The organism is Kitasatospora sp. NRRL B-11411 (assembly GCF_000721345.1).
Lineage (GTDB): Bacteria > Actinomycetota > Actinomycetes > Streptomycetales > Streptomycetaceae > Kitasatospora > Kitasatospora cineracea.
Genome location: NZ_JOGH01000025.1, coordinates 57,402 through 72,574, shown reverse-complemented (window position 1 = coordinate 72,574; position 15,173 = coordinate 57,402). Strand labels below are relative to the sequence as shown.

At 74.2% G+C, this 15,173-nt stretch carries 16 protein-coding genes; 15 read left to right on the top strand and 1 reads right to left on the bottom strand.

Annotated elements, in window-relative coordinates; translation table 11 throughout:
* The first annotated feature begins 328 nt into the window (after positions 1-328).
* The 8 genes from IH44_RS0115065 (at position 329) to IH44_RS0115030 (ending at position 8,050) form a co-directional block, all read left to right on the top strand.
* Positions 329-1,285, top strand: a complete 957-nt coding sequence (locus IH44_RS0115065; protein ID WP_030460049.1) for an aromatase/cyclase — start codon at positions 329-331, stop codon at positions 1,283-1,285.
* Positions 1,282-3,087 (top strand): acyl-CoA dehydrogenase, encoded by a 1,806-nt coding sequence (locus IH44_RS0115060; protein ID WP_030460048.1) that lies wholly within the window; start codon positions 1,282-1,284, stop codon positions 3,085-3,087. The genes IH44_RS0115065 and IH44_RS0115060 overlap by 4 nt, the downstream gene beginning before the upstream one ends.
* A gap of 35 nt (positions 3,088-3,122) precedes the next feature.
* Positions 3,123-3,935, top strand: a complete 813-nt coding sequence (locus IH44_RS0115055) for a 4'-phosphopantetheinyl transferase superfamily protein (RefSeq protein ID WP_030460047.1) — start codon at positions 3,123-3,125, stop codon at positions 3,933-3,935.
* A 187-nt stretch (positions 3,936-4,122) separates the two neighbouring features.
* Entirely contained in the window at positions 4,123-5,577 is a 1,455-nt protein-coding gene (locus IH44_RS0115050; protein ID WP_051816918.1) for a condensation domain-containing protein, read from the top strand.
* Positions 5,578-5,614: 37 nt separating this feature from the next.
* Positions 5,615-5,758 carry a hypothetical protein gene (locus tag IH44_RS46515; RefSeq protein WP_157852322.1) on the top strand — a complete coding sequence of 48 codons (144 nt, stop codon included), beginning with the start codon at positions 5,615-5,617 and terminating at the stop codon, positions 5,756-5,758.
* Between the two features lie 3 nt (positions 5,759-5,761).
* Positions 5,762-5,962 carry a hypothetical protein gene (locus IH44_RS0115040; protein ID WP_030460045.1) on the top strand — a complete coding sequence of 67 codons (201 nt, stop codon included), beginning with the start codon at positions 5,762-5,764 and terminating at the stop codon, positions 5,960-5,962.
* Positions 5,963-6,102: 140 nt separating this feature from the next.
* On the top strand, positions 6,103-7,623 hold the full coding sequence (locus IH44_RS0115035; protein WP_232794950.1) for an MFS transporter: 1,521 nt from the start codon (positions 6,103-6,105) through the stop codon (positions 7,621-7,623).
* Positions 7,624-7,627: 4 nt separating this feature from the next.
* Positions 7,628-8,050 (top strand): pyridoxamine 5'-phosphate oxidase family protein, encoded by a 423-nt coding sequence (locus tag IH44_RS0115030; RefSeq protein WP_369794950.1) that lies wholly within the window; start codon positions 7,628-7,630, stop codon positions 8,048-8,050.
* Positions 8,051-8,144: 94 nt separating this feature from the next.
* Here the strand turns inward: IH44_RS0115030 and IH44_RS0115025 are convergent, their stop codons facing one another.
* Entirely contained in the window at positions 8,145-8,597 is a 453-nt protein-coding gene (locus tag IH44_RS0115025) for a nuclear transport factor 2 family protein (protein ID WP_030460042.1), read from the bottom strand.
* Positions 8,598-8,764: 167 nt separating this feature from the next.
* Here IH44_RS0115025 and IH44_RS0115020 point away from each other — a divergent pair, with 167 nt between their 5' ends.
* The 7 genes from IH44_RS0115020 to fabG all read left to right on the top strand — a co-directional run bounded on the left by IH44_RS0115020 (position 8,765) and on the right by fabG (position 15,149).
* Entirely contained in the window at positions 8,765-10,237 is a 1,473-nt protein-coding gene (locus IH44_RS0115020) for an FAD-dependent monooxygenase (protein ID WP_030460041.1), read from the top strand.
* 56 nt (positions 10,238-10,293) lie between these two features.
* A complete protein-coding gene (locus IH44_RS0115015; RefSeq protein ID WP_030460040.1) occupies positions 10,294-10,992 on the top strand; it encodes an antibiotic biosynthesis monooxygenase in 699 nt (232 codons plus the stop codon).
* 240 nt (positions 10,993-11,232) lie between these two features.
* Positions 11,233-11,562: a TcmI family type II polyketide cyclase gene (locus tag IH44_RS0115010; RefSeq protein ID WP_030460039.1), complete on the top strand. Its 330-nt coding sequence runs from the start codon at positions 11,233-11,235 to the stop codon at positions 11,560-11,562.
* Entirely contained in the window at positions 11,559-12,830 is a 1,272-nt protein-coding gene (locus IH44_RS0115005) for a beta-ketoacyl synthase (protein ID WP_030460038.1), read from the top strand. Before IH44_RS0115010 ends, IH44_RS0115005 begins: the two co-directional genes overlap by 4 nt.
* Complete coding sequence (locus IH44_RS0115000) at positions 12,827-14,041, top strand: ketosynthase chain-length factor (RefSeq protein WP_030460037.1); 1,215 nt, start codon at positions 12,827-12,829, stop codon at positions 14,039-14,041. Before IH44_RS0115005 ends, IH44_RS0115000 begins: the two co-directional genes overlap by 4 nt.
* Positions 14,042-14,087: 46 nt before the next feature.
* Positions 14,088-14,354, top strand: coding sequence for an acyl carrier protein (locus IH44_RS0114995; RefSeq protein WP_030460036.1), 267 nt, complete (start codon positions 14,088-14,090; stop codon positions 14,352-14,354).
* A gap of 12 nt (positions 14,355-14,366) precedes the next feature.
* Positions 14,367-15,149, top strand: coding sequence for a 3-oxoacyl-ACP reductase FabG (gene fabG / locus IH44_RS0114990; RefSeq protein WP_030460035.1), 783 nt, complete (start codon positions 14,367-14,369; stop codon positions 15,147-15,149).
* Positions 15,150-15,173 lie beyond the last annotated feature (24 nt).

Below are 15,173 nucleotides of genomic sequence, written 5' to 3'. Positions count from 1 at the left end.
GGACGGGGGTGGCGGGGTGGGCGGGATCCCGGCCGGGGCGCGGTGGCGGCGGCCCCGGGGCGGTAAGGGTCAGTCCCGGAGAGCGGGGGTGACGCTTCCCGAGGCGCGCTCGAGCACGCGTCGAGGGGATCCCGAGGGGTTCCGGACAGGCTCCTTGGGGCGGGCTCCGGTCGAGGGCCGGCGGCGGCCCGGACTTCCCCCGTGGCGGGCGCCGTCTGCCTCGGACGGCCCGCCCGGGTCCGGCAGCGCCGGCCGGGCGGGCGCCCGCCGGCCGGAACGGCGAGGCGGCCGGCTCCGGCGGAGTATCCAGACGAGGAGGGTGTGGGAGATGGCGGATGCGCGAGTGCACCACATGATCCACGAGGTGGTCGCCGCGGCCCCGGCCGGGGTGGTGTACGGGCTGATCGCGGATGCCACCCGGTGGCCGCTGTTCTTCCCGCCCTGCGTGCACGTCGAGCAGCTCGACTTCGACGGGACGCGGGAGCGGCTGCGGATGTGGGTCACGGCCGGCGAGGAGATCAAGTCCTGGGTGTCCAGCAGGTACCTGGACGTGGAACGGCTCCAGGTCGAGTTCACCATGGACCTGCCCGCCGCCCCGGCCGAGTCGATGGTCGGCATCTGGGCGGTCGAGCCGCTCGGCGACAGCAGCTGCCGGGTGACGCTGGAGCACGCCTTCACCGTCGCCGGCGACGACCCCGCGGCCGCGGCCTGGGTCGAGGCCGCCACGGTGGCCAACAGCTCGTCCCAGCTGGACCGGCTCGCCGACATCGCCGAGCGCTGGGCCCGCCTGGACGACCTGGTGTGGTCCTTCGAGGACGTCGTGCACGTCAACGCCCCGGCGGAGCTGGTCTTCGACTTCCTCTACCGGGTGGAGAACTGGCCCGCCGGGCTGCCGCACGTCAACCGGATCGACCTGGCCGAGGACGCGCCGGGCGTGCAGCGGGTCTCGATGGGCAGCCTGTCGCTGGACGGCGGGGCGCACTCCACCGAGTCGGTGCGGATCTGCTTCCCGGGCGCCCAGCGCATCGTCTACAAGCAGACCCACACCTCCCCGCTGATGGCCGCGCACTCCGGCGAGTGGTCGATCGAGCCCGACGAGAGCGGCGTCAACCTGATCTCCCGGCACGACGTGCTGCTCCGCGAGGAGGCCATCGAGCAGGTGCTGGGCCGCGGCGCGGACGCCCTCGACGCGGGCCGCCACCTGGGCGAGGCCCTCGGGCAGGCCAGTCTGACCGTGCTGCGCCACGCCACCCAGTACGCCCTCGACTCGGTCCGGGTCCTGTGACCCCGGCAGGTACCGCCGCGACCCCCGCCCGCAGCGCCCCCGGCCCCGCCGCGGACGCCATCGGGCCGAACTCCCCCGTACCGGACGCCCCCGACCGGGTGCCGGTGCACGCCGAACCGGAGCGGGCCGCCCGGCTGGAGGCGGCCCTCGGCGACCCCTTCGACCCGGGCAACCCGCACGGGCACCCGGCGCTGCTGCGGGCCGACCTGGCCCGGCACGCGCCCGAGGCCACCGAGGAGCTGCTGACCGCGGCCGGGCTGTCCGCCGAGTTCGTGCCGCACGGGCTCGGCGGCCGGCTCACCGGGCTGGAGGAGCTCGCCCGGGTGCTGCGCCCGGTGTTCCGGCGCGACCTCGCGCTCGGCTACGGCTTCGGCATCACCTCGCTGTTCGCCGCCTCCGCGGTGTGGACCGGCGGCGACGAGCGGCAGCAGCGCGAACTGGCCGGCGTCCTGCTCGGCGGCGGCCGGGCCGCGATCGTGCACCGCGAACTCGCGCACGCCAACGCCGTCCTGCGCGACGAGGTCTCCGCCCGCCCCCGCCCCGACGGCGGCTGGCTGCTCAGCGGCCGCAAGGACGTGGTGCTCAACGCCCACCGGGCGGACGCCTTCGTGCTGTACGGCCGCACCTCCGAGGGGTACGGCTCGCGCAGCCACTCGGTGTTCGTGCTCGGCCCCGGGCAGCCGGGCTCCGGCGAGGTGCGCCGGCTGGGCCGGGTGGAGATGCCCGGCATGCGCGGCGCGCACTTCTCCGGGCTGCAGCTGGCGGACGCCGCGCTGCCCGGGGGCGCGCTGGTCGGCGCGGTCGGCGACGGGGTGTCGCTGGCGCTGCGCAGCTTCCAGCTCAGCCACTGCCTGATCCCGGGCACCGTGCTCGCCGGGGTGGAGAGCGTCCTGCGGCTGGCCGTGCGGGCCGCCACCGAGGACCGGGCCGACGGGCAGCCGGTCCGCCGCTGGCACAGCGTGCTGGCCGGGGTCTTCGCCGACCTGCTGGCCTGCGACGCGATGGCCGTCACCGGGATGCGGGCGATGAGCCTGCTGCCGGAGCAGTCGTACCTGCTGGGCGCGGCGGTCAAGTACACGATGCCGGGCCTGCTGCGCGAGGACCTCGAGGAGCTGGCCACCGTGCTGGGCGGCCGCGGCTTCGACGGCGGCCCGCTGTACGGCAGCTTCCAGAAGCTGGTCCGGGACCTGCCGGTGGCCGGGCTCGGGCACGCCGGGACGGCCGTGTGCCAGGCGGTGCTGGTGCCGCAGCTGCCGGTGCTGGCCCGCACCGCGTGGTTCCGCACCGCCGAGCCGCCCGCCGGCCTGTTCCGGCCCGGCGCGCCGCTGCCGCCGCTGGACCACCGCCGCCTGGCCCACTCCGGGGCCGACGACCTGCTCACCGCGGTGCTGGTCGGCGCAGCCGGCCGGCTGCGGGCCCGCGGCGGGCGCGGGCCGCTGGAGAACGCGCTGGCCTCACTCGCGGACTCCTTCGTGGCCGAGCTGCACCGGCTGCGGGAGCGCTGCGCGGCGCTCGGCCCCAGCACCGCCTTCGAGCCGCAGGCCGTCACCCTGGTCGACCGCTACGCCCTGGTGCTGGCGGCCGCCGCGGTGCTCGGGGTGTGGGAGGGCCGGGCCGGGACCGGCGACTTCCTCGAGGACCCGGCCTGGGCGGTGGCCGCCCTGCACCGGATCGCGTGCCGGCTGGGCGCCCAGGTGCCCGAGCTGCCCGCGCAGGTCACCTCCGCGCTGCTGGGCGAGGTCCTGGAGCGGTACCGGACGGGGCGCAGCCTCGACCTCTACGGAACGGCGCTGGCGGGTTGAGGGACGGGGCACGGCACGAGAGCAGGGAGACGACGATGAACCGGGTGGTATGCGCGGTGCCCCTCCACGTGCCGCGGCCGGACGGGCCGTGGGAGGGCGTCCGGGAGAACCTGGCGGACCTCGGCAACGCGGTGGTCCACACGACCTGGAGCGAGTGGCTGCCGACCGTCCTGACCAGCCCGCGGCTGCACGAGCTGCTCGGGGAGGCGGACTGGGCCCGCTACCGGCGCACCCCGGACCCGGCGGTCCGGTACCGCTTCGCGGCGGCCCGGCTGCTGATCAAGTTCACGGCCGGGGCGGCGCTCGGCGTCCCGCCCGAGCACCTCGACCTGGCCTACCAGCTCAAGGGGCGGCCCTACCTGCGCGGCTTCGACCAGATCGAGCTGAGCCTGTCGCACACCGGAGACCTGATGGCGGTCGGGCTGAGCCGGATCGGCCGGATCGGGGTGGACGTCGAGCCCGCCGAGCGGACGGTGCGGCTGGACCTGCTGCGCAAGCAGATCCTGACGCCCGCGGAGGCCGAGGAGATCGCCGGGATGCCGGAGGAGGAGCGGGTGCCGTACGCGCTGCGGCTGTGGACGCTCAAGGAGGCCTACAGCAAGGCCATCGGGCAGGGCCTGCGGCTGGCCTTCAAGGAGTTCGGCTTCGGCCCGGACCTCTCGCTGCGGGCCCCGGACGGCAGCACCGCCCCGGTGGCCGGGTGGGGCTTCGTCACCCACTCGGTGATGGGCCGGTACCTGCTGAGCATCGCCTGCCACGACACGGGGCTGTCCACCACGGACGACACCTCCGCCGGGTCGATGCTCGACCGCGGGTTCCTGTCCGCGATGCACCAGGGAGGGCACTGACCGCGCCGCGGCAGCCGGGCCCCAGCGTTCCTCCAGCGCGGCCCCAGCCGTGTCAGCGCCGCGTCAGCGGCGCGACAGCGCCTTCCTGCACGGTGGGCCCGGGAGCAGTGCGCCTCGCGCGTACGGCTGCCCGGGCCCGCGGCGCATCCGGGCCCGTCCCCGGCGCCCGGACCCGAAGGAGGCGGACATGGTGCGGCGCACCCCCGCCCGTCCTGCCGGGTCCTGGCTCCCGCTGACCTGGCAGCAGCACGACGTCGTGCTCGACTCGCTGGACCACCGGGGCACCGGCCGGCACGTCGAGCAGCTCTCCTGGCGCTGGCGCGGCCCGCTGGACGCCGAGCGGTTCGCCGCGGCCTGGCAGTCCGTCACCGACCGGGAGACGGTGCTGCGGGCCTCCTTCGGCTGGGACCCGGAGCCCCGGGTCGTGCTGCACGAGCGGGCCGCCGCCGAGGTGGTGCACCACCGGGCCGGCAGCGTGCGGTGGGAGGAGCTGATCGAGCGCGACCGGCTGCGCGGCTTCGACCTGCGCCGCCCCGGGCCGCTGCGGATCACCCTGCTCGACGAGGCGCCGGCCGACACCCGGGTGCTGCTCACCTTCCACCACGCGCTGCTCGACGCCTGGAGCGTGTCGGTGCTGCTGGACGAGTTCTTCCGGGCCTACCTGGCCGGCGGCGAGCTGCCCGGCGGCGAGCGCCGCCCCGACATCCGCGACCTGGCCCGCTGGCTGGACCGCCAGGACCCCTCCCCCGCCCGGGACTTCTGGACCGGCGCGGTGCCCGCCGGGGCGCCCGCCGTGCTGCCCGCCACCCCCGGCCCGGCCACCGCGGAGAGCGGCTGCGGGCGCGTCGAGGCGCGGCTGAGCGCGGCCGAGGCCGACCGGCTGCACCGCTGGGCGGCCCGGCGGGCGGTGCCCGAGTCCAGCGCGCTGCAGGCGGTGTGGGCGCTGCTGCTGTACCGGGCCTCGCGGGCCCGCGGGCCGGCCCAGGTGGGGTTCGGCGTCACCGTGTCGGGCCGGGGCATCGCGCTGGAGTCGGTGGAGCGGCTGCCCGGGCCGCTGCGCAACTGCCTGCCGATGTCCGTCCAGGTCGACCCGGCGCACCGGCTGGGCCGGCTGCTGGCGGAGCTGCGCGACCGGGCCCTGGACATGGCCGCGTACGAGTGGGTGCCGGTCGGGCAGATCCACGAGTGGACCGGGCGCGCCCCGGGCGGCGGGCGGCTGCTGGAGAGCCTGGTGGCGGTCGAGGGCGTGCCGCACCGGCCGGAGGAGCTGCGGGCCGAGCTGGCCGCCGACGGCGTCGAGGTCACCGAGCCGCGGGCGAGCGGCGCGCACACCGCCTTCCCGGTGGCCCTGCTGGCGCACCGCGACCCGGACGGCTCGCTGGCGCTGACCGCCGTCCACGACCGGGCCCGGATCTCGGCGGCCGACGCGGGCCGGCTGGTCGGCCACTGCCTGCGGCTGCTGCGCGGGCTGTCCGGCGCCGACGAGACGACGACCGTCGCCGAGCTGCTGGCCCGGCTCGCCGGGGACCCGCCGCCGCGGATCGCCGAGCGGCGGCGCGGGGCGGCCGAGCACGCGGCCCGCTCCCGGCTGCACTCGATCGGGGAGCGAGCCGACGTCGAGCGGATCACGAGCGGATCTTGACACCTTCGGTTCGGGACGACCGGAAGGAGTTTCACCCGTGAGTGACGTCAGGGAAGATTTCCGCGAGATCGAGATGGCCGTGTTCGGAATGGTCCCGGTGCTGATCACCCCGCCGCGGCGGCTGTCCGGGGTGGACGAGGACGAGGACGAACTCGCCACCATCCTGCGGGGGATCGACTAGCCCGTGTCGTACGCGACCTTGCAGGCCGAGACCTTCCCGGGTCCGTCCGGCCGCCGCCCCCTGCCGGATCCCCGCACCGCCGCCGAACCGCGCCCGCTGCTCCGGCTGGCCCGGTCGGCGCGCGCCGCGGGCCGGCTGCGGGCCGCCCGGGTGCGCCGGGCCGCGTGGTGCGCGGTCCGCGGCACCCGGGCCCCTTCCCAGTGATCCTCCAGCGGCGCTCGAGCATCTCTCGGCACGCTGCCGTGTGAGGGCCCGGTTGCGGACAGTCATGCCTGCCGTGCGATCTGTCATCAGGTCCACCAGCGGCCCGACATTCGATCCACCACCAGTTGAGGAGCTCTTCAATGGCTGCCACGGACTCAACCGCGGGCCGGTCAGGACCCGGGGCGGGCTTCAGCCCCGGCGCCATCCTGGCGTTCGTCTGCATGGGTCAGTTCATGGTCTTCACCGACGTGTCGATCGTGAACCTCGCACTTCCGTCCATCCAGGCCGGTCTCGGCATGTCGGACGTCAGCCTGAACTACATCGTCACCGCCTACGCGACCGTGCTGGGCGGCTTCCTGCTGCTCGGCGGCCGGCTCGCCGACCGGTACGGGCGCCGCCGGGTCCTGCAGATCGGCTTCACGGTCTTCGCCCTGGCGTCGCTCACCTCGGGCCTCGCCGACAGCGGCACCACCCTGATCGTGTCCCGCGCCTTCCAGGGCGGCGGCGCCGCGATGATCACCCCGGCCGCGCTGGCCATCCTGACCAACACCTTCCCCGAGGGCCCGGAGCGCAACAAGGCGCTGGGCCTGTGGGGTTCGCTGTCCGGCATCGCCTCGATCCTCGGCGTCATCGTCGGCGGCGTCTTCTCCGACACCATCGGCTGGTCCTGGATCTTCTGGATCAACGTGCCGATCGGCCTGGGCGCGGCCCTGCTGGCCGTGAAGGTGCTGCCCGAGTCCCGGGCCGAGGAGCGCGGCCGCTTCGACACCTGGGGCGCGGCCACCCTCACCGCCGCCCTGCTGCTGCTGATCTTCACCCTCGGCGAGTCCACCCACGTCGGCTGGGGCTCCGCCCGCACCATCGGCTCGCTGGTCGGCGTGGCCGTCCTGCTGGCGCTGTTCCTGACCATCGAGTCCAAGGTCTCCTCGCCGATGATGCCGCTGCGCATCTTCCGCCTGAAGACCATGCGCACCGCCAACCTCTCCGCCGTGCTGACCTTCGGCACCTTCAGCGCGCTGTTCTTCTTCGCCAGCCTGTTCATGCAGAACGTGTACGGGTACTCGCCGCTGAAGGCCGGCTTCGCCTACGTGCCGCTGGCGGTCTCGGTCGCGGTCGGCGCCGGCATCGCCTCCGGCATGATCGCCAAGGTGGCGGCCAAGCCGCTGGTGATGGTCGGTCTGACCGTCACCGTCGCGGGCCTGCTGCTGATGTGGAACGCCCCGGCCGGCGGCAGCTACCCGACCAGCCTGCTGCCCGCGTTCGTCCTGCTCGGCCTGGGCTGCGGCATCGTGTTCGTCACCCTGCAGGTCGCCGCGTTCGTGGGCGTCTCCGACGAGGAGGCGGGCCTGGGCGCCGGCCTGATCAACACCAGCCAGGAGGCGGGCGGCGCGCTCGGCCTCGCGGTCATCGCCACCATCGCCTACAGCGGCTTCGCCACGAAGCTCGCCGACGCCGGCGGCAAGGCCGACCTGGTCGCCCGGGCGCACGCCTCCGCCAACCACACCGCGTTCCTGTCGGCCGCGGCGCTGGGCGTGCTCGCCCTGCTGGTGGTCGCCTTCCTGATGCCGAAGGGCGCGCAGTCGATGAGCTCCGTCGCGCAGTCCGGCAACACCGCCGGGGCGGAGGACGCCGACCTGGCGGCCGCCGCGGTCGGGAAGTAGCCCGGTGGCGGTCCCGCGGCGGCGGCCCGGCACGCCGGTGGCGGTCACGGCCTCGGTCGAGGCGTTCCTCGCGAACCCCCGGCACGTGGGCGTGTTCACCACCGTGCGGCCGGACGGGACGCTGCACTCGGCGCCCGTCCGGTTCACCTGGGACGCGGCCGCCGGCCTCGCCCGGGTGATGACGGTGGCCTCCTCCCGCAAGGCCAGGAACCTGCTGGCCGCCCCCGGCAGCCGGGTGGCGATCTGCCAGGTCGACGGCTTCGCCTGGGTCAGCCTGGAGGGCACCGCCACCGTGGTGACCGAGCCGGCCCGGGTCTCGGACGGGGCCCGGCGGTACGCCGAGCGGTACTGGTCGGCGCCGCCGTCCCCGCCCGACCGGGTGGTCGTCGAGATCGAGGTCGACCGGGTGCTGTCCCTCAACACCTGACCTCGCGCACAGCACGAACAGCACGCACAGCACGCCGCGCGGCGGCGCCGGGGAGCACCCGGCGCCGCCGCGCGGCTTCGTGCTGTCCCGCCTCTCAGCCGCGGTCCTTCGGCGGCGGGCTGCCGTCCGTCCACAGCAGCCGGAAGGACAGCCGCTCCAGCCGCCAGCCCGCCGGGGTGCGCCGGGCCTCGCCGTCGACGAAGGTGCCGGTGGTGAACAGCCCGGCCGGACCGTCCGGGCGCGGGTGGTGCACGTGGGTGGAGAGCAGGTTGGCCCGCAGCGCGGCCCGGTCGCCGTCGAGCACCACCAGGGCCGGGGAGCCCAGGTGCTGGGTGGCGGCGAAGGCCGACAGCGACGCGGCGTGGAAGTCCGCCATGCCCTCGGTGCCCCGGTGCCGGCTCATCGGGGGGAAGGCCACCTCGGCGTCGGGGGTGAACAGCTGCGCGGCCCAGGCGTCGTCGAGCTTCTCGTCGTCCAGGGAGAGCAGGTAGCGGCTCAGGAGATCCGCCACCGCCGCCCGGTCGGTGGAAAGACCAGTGGAAGTCATGCCTGAGAATGCGCCCGTCCGCGGGTGTCCGGACAAGTCCTCCTGACAAAGATCTGACATTGCCGGCGTTCTTCTGCAGTTGTTTGTAGAAGACCTGTACCGGCCGGTATTTACCGTGCCGCCCGGGGCTTGGAAAACTGGCCGGACACCAGTGGGGAAGAGGACAGATGAGCACCTTTGATGCAGATGTCATTGTGGTGGGAGCCGGTCCCACTGGACTCATGCTTGCGGGGGAACTGAGGCTCAACGGAGTCTCCGTCATCGTTCTCGACAGGCTTTCCGAACCGATCCGGGAATCCCGCGCCCTGGGTTTCTCGGCCCGGACGATCGAGGAGTTCGCGCAGCGCGGCCTGATCGACGCCTTCGGCGAGGTCGGGGTCATCCCGGTCGGCCACTTCGGCGGCGTGCCGCTCGACTACCAGGTGCTGGAGGGCGGCTCCTACGGGGCCCGCGGCATCCCGCAGGCCCGCACCGAGGGCATCCTCGGCGGGCGGGCGGCCGCCCTGGGCGCCGAGGTCCGCCGCGGCACCGAGGTCACCGGCCTCGACCAGGACGCCGACGGCGTCACCCTGACCGGCACCGGCCCCGAGGGCCCCCTCACCCTGCGCGCCCGCTACGCGGTGGGCGCCGACGGCGCCCGCAGCGCCGTGCGCAAGCTCTCCGGCATCGACTTCCCCGGCACCGAACCGGCGATCGAGCTGCGCTTCGCGGACGTGGAAGGCGTGCAGCTGCGGCCCCGCTTCTCCGGCGAGCGGGTGCCCGGCGGCATGGTCATGGTCATCCCGATCGGCCCCGACCGGGCCCGGGTGATCTACTACGACCGGTCCGAGCCGCTGCGCACCGGCGACGGCCCGATCGACTTCCCCGAGGTGGTCGACGCCTGGCGGCGGCTGACCGGCGAGGACATCGGCGGCGCCACCCCGCTGTGGGTCAGCTCCACCACCGACCGCAGCCGGCAGGCCGCCGAGTACCGGCGCGGCCGGGTCTTCCTGGCCGGCGACGCCGCCCACATCCACCTGCCGATCGGCGCCCAGGGCATGAGCGCCGGCGTGCAGGACGCCGTCAACCTCGGCTGGAAGCTCGCCCTCGACCTCAAGGGGCAGGCCCCCGAGGGCCTGCTCGACACCTACCACAGCGAGCGGCACCCCGTCGGGGCCCGCATCCTCACCAACACCCTCGCCCAGCGCATCCTCTACCTCGGCGGTGACGACATCACCCCGATGCGCGAGGTGTTCGCCGAACTGGTCGACCACCACGAGTCGGTCCGCCGGCTCCTGGTCGGCATGGTCACCGGCCTGGACATCCGCCACGAGGTCGGCCCCGGCGACCACCCGCTGCTCGGCCGGCGCCTGCCGGACCGGGAACTGGTCGTCGACGGCGAGAAGACCACCGCCTTCGCGCTGCTGCGCGCCGGCCGCGCGGTGCTGCTCGACCTCACCGGCGACGGCGCGCTCCGCGCCGCCGCGGCCGGCCGGGCCGACCGCGTCGACGTGGTGGCGGTCGACGACGCCGACCTCGGCTCCCCGGTGGACGGCGTCCTGGTCCGCCCCGACGGCTACGTCGCCTGGGTCGCACCCTCGGGCGCCGGCGCCGCCGGTCTCAACGAGTCCCTCAACCGCTGGTTCGGTCCCGCCGGCTAGGCGCTGTTCCGCTCCGGTCCCGTCCCGCCCTTTCCGAACAGGAAGCGAAGGAAGTCATGCCTTTCATCTCCGTCGAGGACAACCACCTCACCGTCCTCAACCTCTTCACCGCCGACGCCCCTGAGAAGCAGGACAGCCTGATCCAGGAGATGACGAAGATCGTCAACGCGGCGGCCTACGAGGGCTGGATGTCCAGCACCGTGCACGCGGGCGTGGACAGCCCCGGCACCGCGAACTTCATCCAGTGGCGCAGCGGCGAGGACCTCGAGAAGCGCTACGCGGGCGAGGAGTTCACCCACCGCACCATGCCGGTCTTCAGCGAGATCACCACCTCGATCCGGCTGCTGCAGAACGAGGTCGCCTACACGCTGACCTCCCCCGCCCTCGGCGGCAAGGTCGAGATCGGCCCGCACCGCGACGACTACACCGTCATCGCGGTCTTCCCGGTCCGCGAGGACGGCCTGGAGGAGGCCGTCGACGCGCTCGGCCGCGGCCAGGAGTTCTTCACCGAGGTGCCGGGCTTCCGCGCCCACGTCGTCCTGCGGGGCCTGCGCGCCCGCGGCCTGGACGGCTCGTTCGTCGTCTCCTACTCGCAGTGGGACAGCAAGGAGGCCTACGACGCCTACCGCACCCAGGCGCCGGAGGAGCAGTCCGAGGCCCGCCAGTCGGCCCAGAACCGCACCCGCGCCGTGGTCGCGGGCGTGCCGATCATCAACACCTACACCGTGGTGCACACCCGCGCCGCCGGCGAGTGACCCGGCGCGCCGGCGACGGCGCGCCCCCGTCCGGACGCCCGGTCCCCCTCCAGGGGGGCCGGGCGTCCGGCGTGCCCGGGGACCGGCCGGCGAGGCCCGGTCCGGGCTCCGGCGGGACCCGAGAATTCCCCGGCCGGGGCACTACCGGGAGGCGGGAACGTCAAGACCGGTGATCCCGCGGACGCCATGCGGCCCGGCCCGCACCGCGCACCCCACGTAACCGCCGAGGAGCTGAACCGCATGCACAGCACCCTGATCGTCGCCCGGATGGCAGATGTCTCCGGCCCGGACGTGGCCCGGCTGTTCGCCGAGTTCGACGCGACGGAGATGCCTCACCGCATGGGAACACGGCGTCGCCAGCTGTTCTCCTACCGGGGTCTCTACTTCCACCTGCAGGACTTCGACGGCGACAACGGCGGCGAGCTCATCGAGCGCGCCAAGACCGACCCCCGCTTCGTCGGCATCAGCAACGACCTGAAGCCCTTCATCGAGGCCTACGACCCGCAGACCTGGCGCTCGCCGGCCGATGCCATGGCGACCCGCTTCTACAACTGGGAGGCGTCCGCGTGAGTCGGCGTCGCGTCGTCATCACCGGGATCGAGGTCATCGCGCCCGGCGGTGTCGGCAAGGAGAACTTCTGGAACCTGCTGAGCGAGGGCCGCACGGCCACCCGCGGCATCACCTTCTTCGACCCCGCGCCCTTCCGCTCCCGGGTGGCCGCCGAGGTCGACTTCGACCCGTACGCGCACGGCCTGGCCCCGCAGCAGGTCCGCCGGCTGGACCGGGCCGCGCAGTTCGCGGTCGTCGCCTCGCGCGGCGCCGTCGCGGACAGCGGCATCGACCTGGCCGGGTACGACCCGCACCGGATCGGGGTCACCGTCGGCAGCGCGGTCGGCGCCACCATGAGCCTGGACGAGGAGTACCGGGTCGTCAGCGACGGCGGCCGCCTGGACACCGTCGACCACACCTACGCGGTGCCGCACCTGTACAACCACATGGTGCCCAGCTCCTTCGCCACCGAGGTGGCCTGGGCGGTCGGCGCCGAGGGCCCCAGCACGGTGGTCTCCACCGGCTGCACCTCGGGCATCGACTCGGTCGGCTACGCCGTCGAGCTGGTCCGCGAGGGCTCGGCCGACGTCGTCATCGCGGGCTCCTCGGACGCCCCGATCTCGCCGATCACCATGGCCTGCTTCGACGCGATCAAGGCCACCACGCCCCGCTTCGACGACCCGGAGCACGCCTCCCGGCCGTTCGACGCGACCCGCAACGGCTTCGTCCTCGGCGAGGGCACCGCGTTCTTCGTGCTGGAGGAGCTGGAGAGCGCGAAGAAGCGCGGCGCGCACATCTACGCGGAGATCGCCGGCTACGCGACCCGCAGCAACGCGTACCACATGACGGGCCTGCGCCCCGACGGCCTGGAGATGTCCGAGGCGATCCGGCTGGCCCTCGAGGAGGCCCGGCTCAACGGCGACGCCATCGACTACATCAACGCGCACGGCTCGGGCACCAAGCAGAACGACCGGCACGAGACGGCCGCCTTCAAGCGCAGCCTGGGCGACCACGCGTACCGCACGCCGGTCAGCTCCATCAAGTCGATGGTGGGCCACTCGCTGGGCGCGATCGGCTCGATCGAGATCGCCGCGTCCGCGCTGGCCATGGAGTACGACGTGGTGCCCCCCACGGCCAACCTGCACACCCCGGACCCGGAGTGCGACCTCGACTACGTCCCGGTCACCGCGCGCGACCAGGTGGTCGACGCCGTCCTGACGGTCGGCAGCGGCTTCGGCGGATTCCAGAGCGCCATGGTGCTCGCCAACCCCGAGAGGAGCCTCGTATGACCGCGTCGGTGGTCATCACCGGACTGGGCGTCGCCGCTCCGACCGGACTGGGCGTCGAGGACTACTGGGCCGCGACGCTCGGCGGGAAGAACGCCATCGGCCGGATCACCCGGTTCGACCCGAGCGGCTACCCGGCCCGGCTGGCCGGCGAGGTGCCCGGCTTCCGCGAGGAGGAGTACCTGCCCAGCCGCCTGCTGCCGCAGACCGACCGGGTCACCCGGCTGGCGCTGGTGGCGACCGACTGGGCGCTGGCCGACGCCGGGGTCACCCCGGGCGAGATGTCCGAGTTCGACATGGGCGTCATCACGGCCTCCGCCGCGGGCGGCTTCGAGTTCGGCCAGGGCGAGCTGCAGAGCCTGTGGAGCCGCGGCAGCCAGTACGTCTCGGCGTACCAGTCCTTCGCCTGGTTCTACGCCGTCAACAGCGGCCAGATCTCGATCCGCAACGGCATGAAGGGCCCGGCCGGCGTGGTCGTCAGCGAGGGCGCCGGCGGCCTGGACGCCGTCGCGCACGCCCGCCGGCAGATCCGCAAGGGCACCTCGCTGGTGGTCACCGGCGCCGTGGACGCCTCGATCTGCCCCTGGGGCTGGGTCGCGCAGCTGTCCACCGGCCGGATGAGCACCAGCGACGAGCCGGCCCGCGCCTACCTGCCCTTCGACCGCGACGCGTCCGGCTACGTGCCCGGCGAGGGCGGCGCGATCCTGATCGCCGAGGACGCCGACGCGGCCCGCGCCCGCGGCGCCCGGATCTACGGCGAGATCGCCGGCTACGGCTCCACCATGGACCCGAAGCCGGGCAGCGGCCGCGAGCCGGGCCTGCGCAAGGCGATCCGGATCGCCCTCGCCGACGCGGGCGCCGAGCCCGGCGACGTCGACGTGGTCTTCGCCGACGGCGCCGGCGAGCGGACCGCCGACCGGGCCGAGGCCGAGGCGATCAGCGCCGTCTTCGGCGACCGCGCGGTGCCGGTGACGGTGCCCAAGACGATGACCGGCCGGCTGTACTCCGGCGGGGCCCCGCTGGACCTGGCGGCCGCCCTGCTGGCGATCCGCGACGGCGTCATCCCGCCCACCACATCGGTCGAGCCGTGCCCGGACTACCCGCTCGACCTGGTCGTCGGCCGGCCGCGCGAGACGCCGGTGCGCACCGCGCTGGTCGTGGCCCGCGGCGCCGGCGGCTTCAACTCCGCGATGGTCGTGCGCGCCGCCCGGTAGCCGCACCCCGCCCCACCCCTCCTCCGTTCCGAAAGGCAGGACCACCATGACCGCCAAGGCGTTCACCCTCGACGAGCTCAAGACCATCCTCCTGGAAGCCGCCGGCGTGGCCGAGGGCGTCGACCTGGACGGCGACATCCTCGACACCGAGTTCGACGTCCTCGGCTACGAGTCGCTGGCGCTGCTGGAGACCGGCAGCGTGATCGAGCGCGAGTACGGCATCTCGCTCGACGAGGAGGCCATCGGCGACGCCCGCACCCCGCGCGCCTTCATCGAGGTCGTCAACGCGCAGCTCGCGCCCGCCGCTGCCTGAAGGGGTCCGGACATGAGCCAGAACACCAAGGTCGCCGTCATCACCGGCGCCACCAGCGGCATCGGCCTCGCCTCGGCCCGCGCGCTGGCGGCCTCCGGCCACCGCGTCTTCATCGGCGCCCGCAACGCCGACAACGTCGCCGAGACCGTCAAGGAGCTCCAGGCCGAGGGCCTGGACGCGGACGGCTCCGTCCTCGACGTGCGCGACACCGCCTCCGTCACGGCCTTCGTGCAGGCCGCCGTCGACCGGTTCGGACCGGTGGACGTGCTGGTCAACAACGCCGGCCGGTCCGGTGGCGGCGTCACCGCCGACATCGAGGAGGACCTCTGGAACGACGTCATCGAGACCAACCTCAACAGCGTCTTCCGGGTCACCCACGCGGTGCTCAACACCGGCGGCATGCGCCACAAGGACCGCGGCCGGATCATCAACATCGCCTCCACCGCGGGCAAGCAGGGCGTCGTGCTGGGCGCCCCGTACTCGGCCTCCAAGCACGGCGTGGTCGGCTTCACCAAGGCCCTCGGCAACGAGCTCGCCCCGACCGGCATCACCGTCAACGCGGTCTGCCCCGGCTACGTCGAGACCCCGATGGCCCAGCGGGTGCGCCAGGGCTACGCGAGCGCCTACAGCACCTCCGAGGACGCGATCAAGGAGAAGTTCACCTCCAAGATCCCGCTCGGCCGCTACTCCACCCCGGAGGAGGTCGCCGGCCTGGTCGCCTACCTGGCCTCCGACCCGGCCGCCTCGATCACCGCGCAGGCGCTCAACGTCTGCGGCGGCCTCGGCAACTTCTGATCCGCCCACCGGACCGAACCACGA

Excerpts from the sequence above, each read along its gene's own strand:
- IH44_RS0115065 (WP_030460049.1), top strand. The coding sequence starts at position 329 with ATGGCGGATGCGCGAGTGCACCACATGATCCACGAGGTGGTCGCCGCG.
- IH44_RS0115055 (WP_030460047.1), top strand. The coding sequence starts at position 3,123 with ATGAACCGGGTGGTATGCGCGGTGCCCCTCCACGTGCCGCGGCCGGAC.
- IH44_RS0115050 (WP_051816918.1), top strand. The coding sequence starts at position 4,123 with ATGGTGCGGCGCACCCCCGCCCGTCCTGCCGGGTCCTGGCTCCCGCTG.
- IH44_RS0115035 (WP_232794950.1), top strand. The coding sequence starts at position 6,103 with ATGGCTGCCACGGACTCAACCGCGGGCCGGTCAGGACCCGGGGCGGGC.
- IH44_RS0115025 (WP_030460042.1), bottom strand. The coding sequence starts at position 8,597 with ATGACTTCCACTGGTCTTTCCACCGACCGGGCGGCGGTGGCGGATCTC.
- IH44_RS0115020 (WP_030460041.1), top strand. The coding sequence starts at position 8,765 with ATGAGCACCTTTGATGCAGATGTCATTGTGGTGGGAGCCGGTCCCACT.
- IH44_RS0115015 (WP_030460040.1), top strand. The coding sequence starts at position 10,294 with ATGCCTTTCATCTCCGTCGAGGACAACCACCTCACCGTCCTCAACCTC.
- IH44_RS0115010 (WP_030460039.1), top strand. The coding sequence starts at position 11,233 with ATGCACAGCACCCTGATCGTCGCCCGGATGGCAGATGTCTCCGGCCCG.
- IH44_RS0115000 (WP_030460037.1), top strand. The coding sequence starts at position 12,827 with ATGACCGCGTCGGTGGTCATCACCGGACTGGGCGTCGCCGCTCCGACC.
- IH44_RS0114995 (WP_030460036.1), top strand. The coding sequence starts at position 14,088 with ATGACCGCCAAGGCGTTCACCCTCGACGAGCTCAAGACCATCCTCCTG.
- fabG (WP_030460035.1), top strand. The coding sequence starts at position 14,367 with ATGAGCCAGAACACCAAGGTCGCCGTCATCACCGGCGCCACCAGCGGC.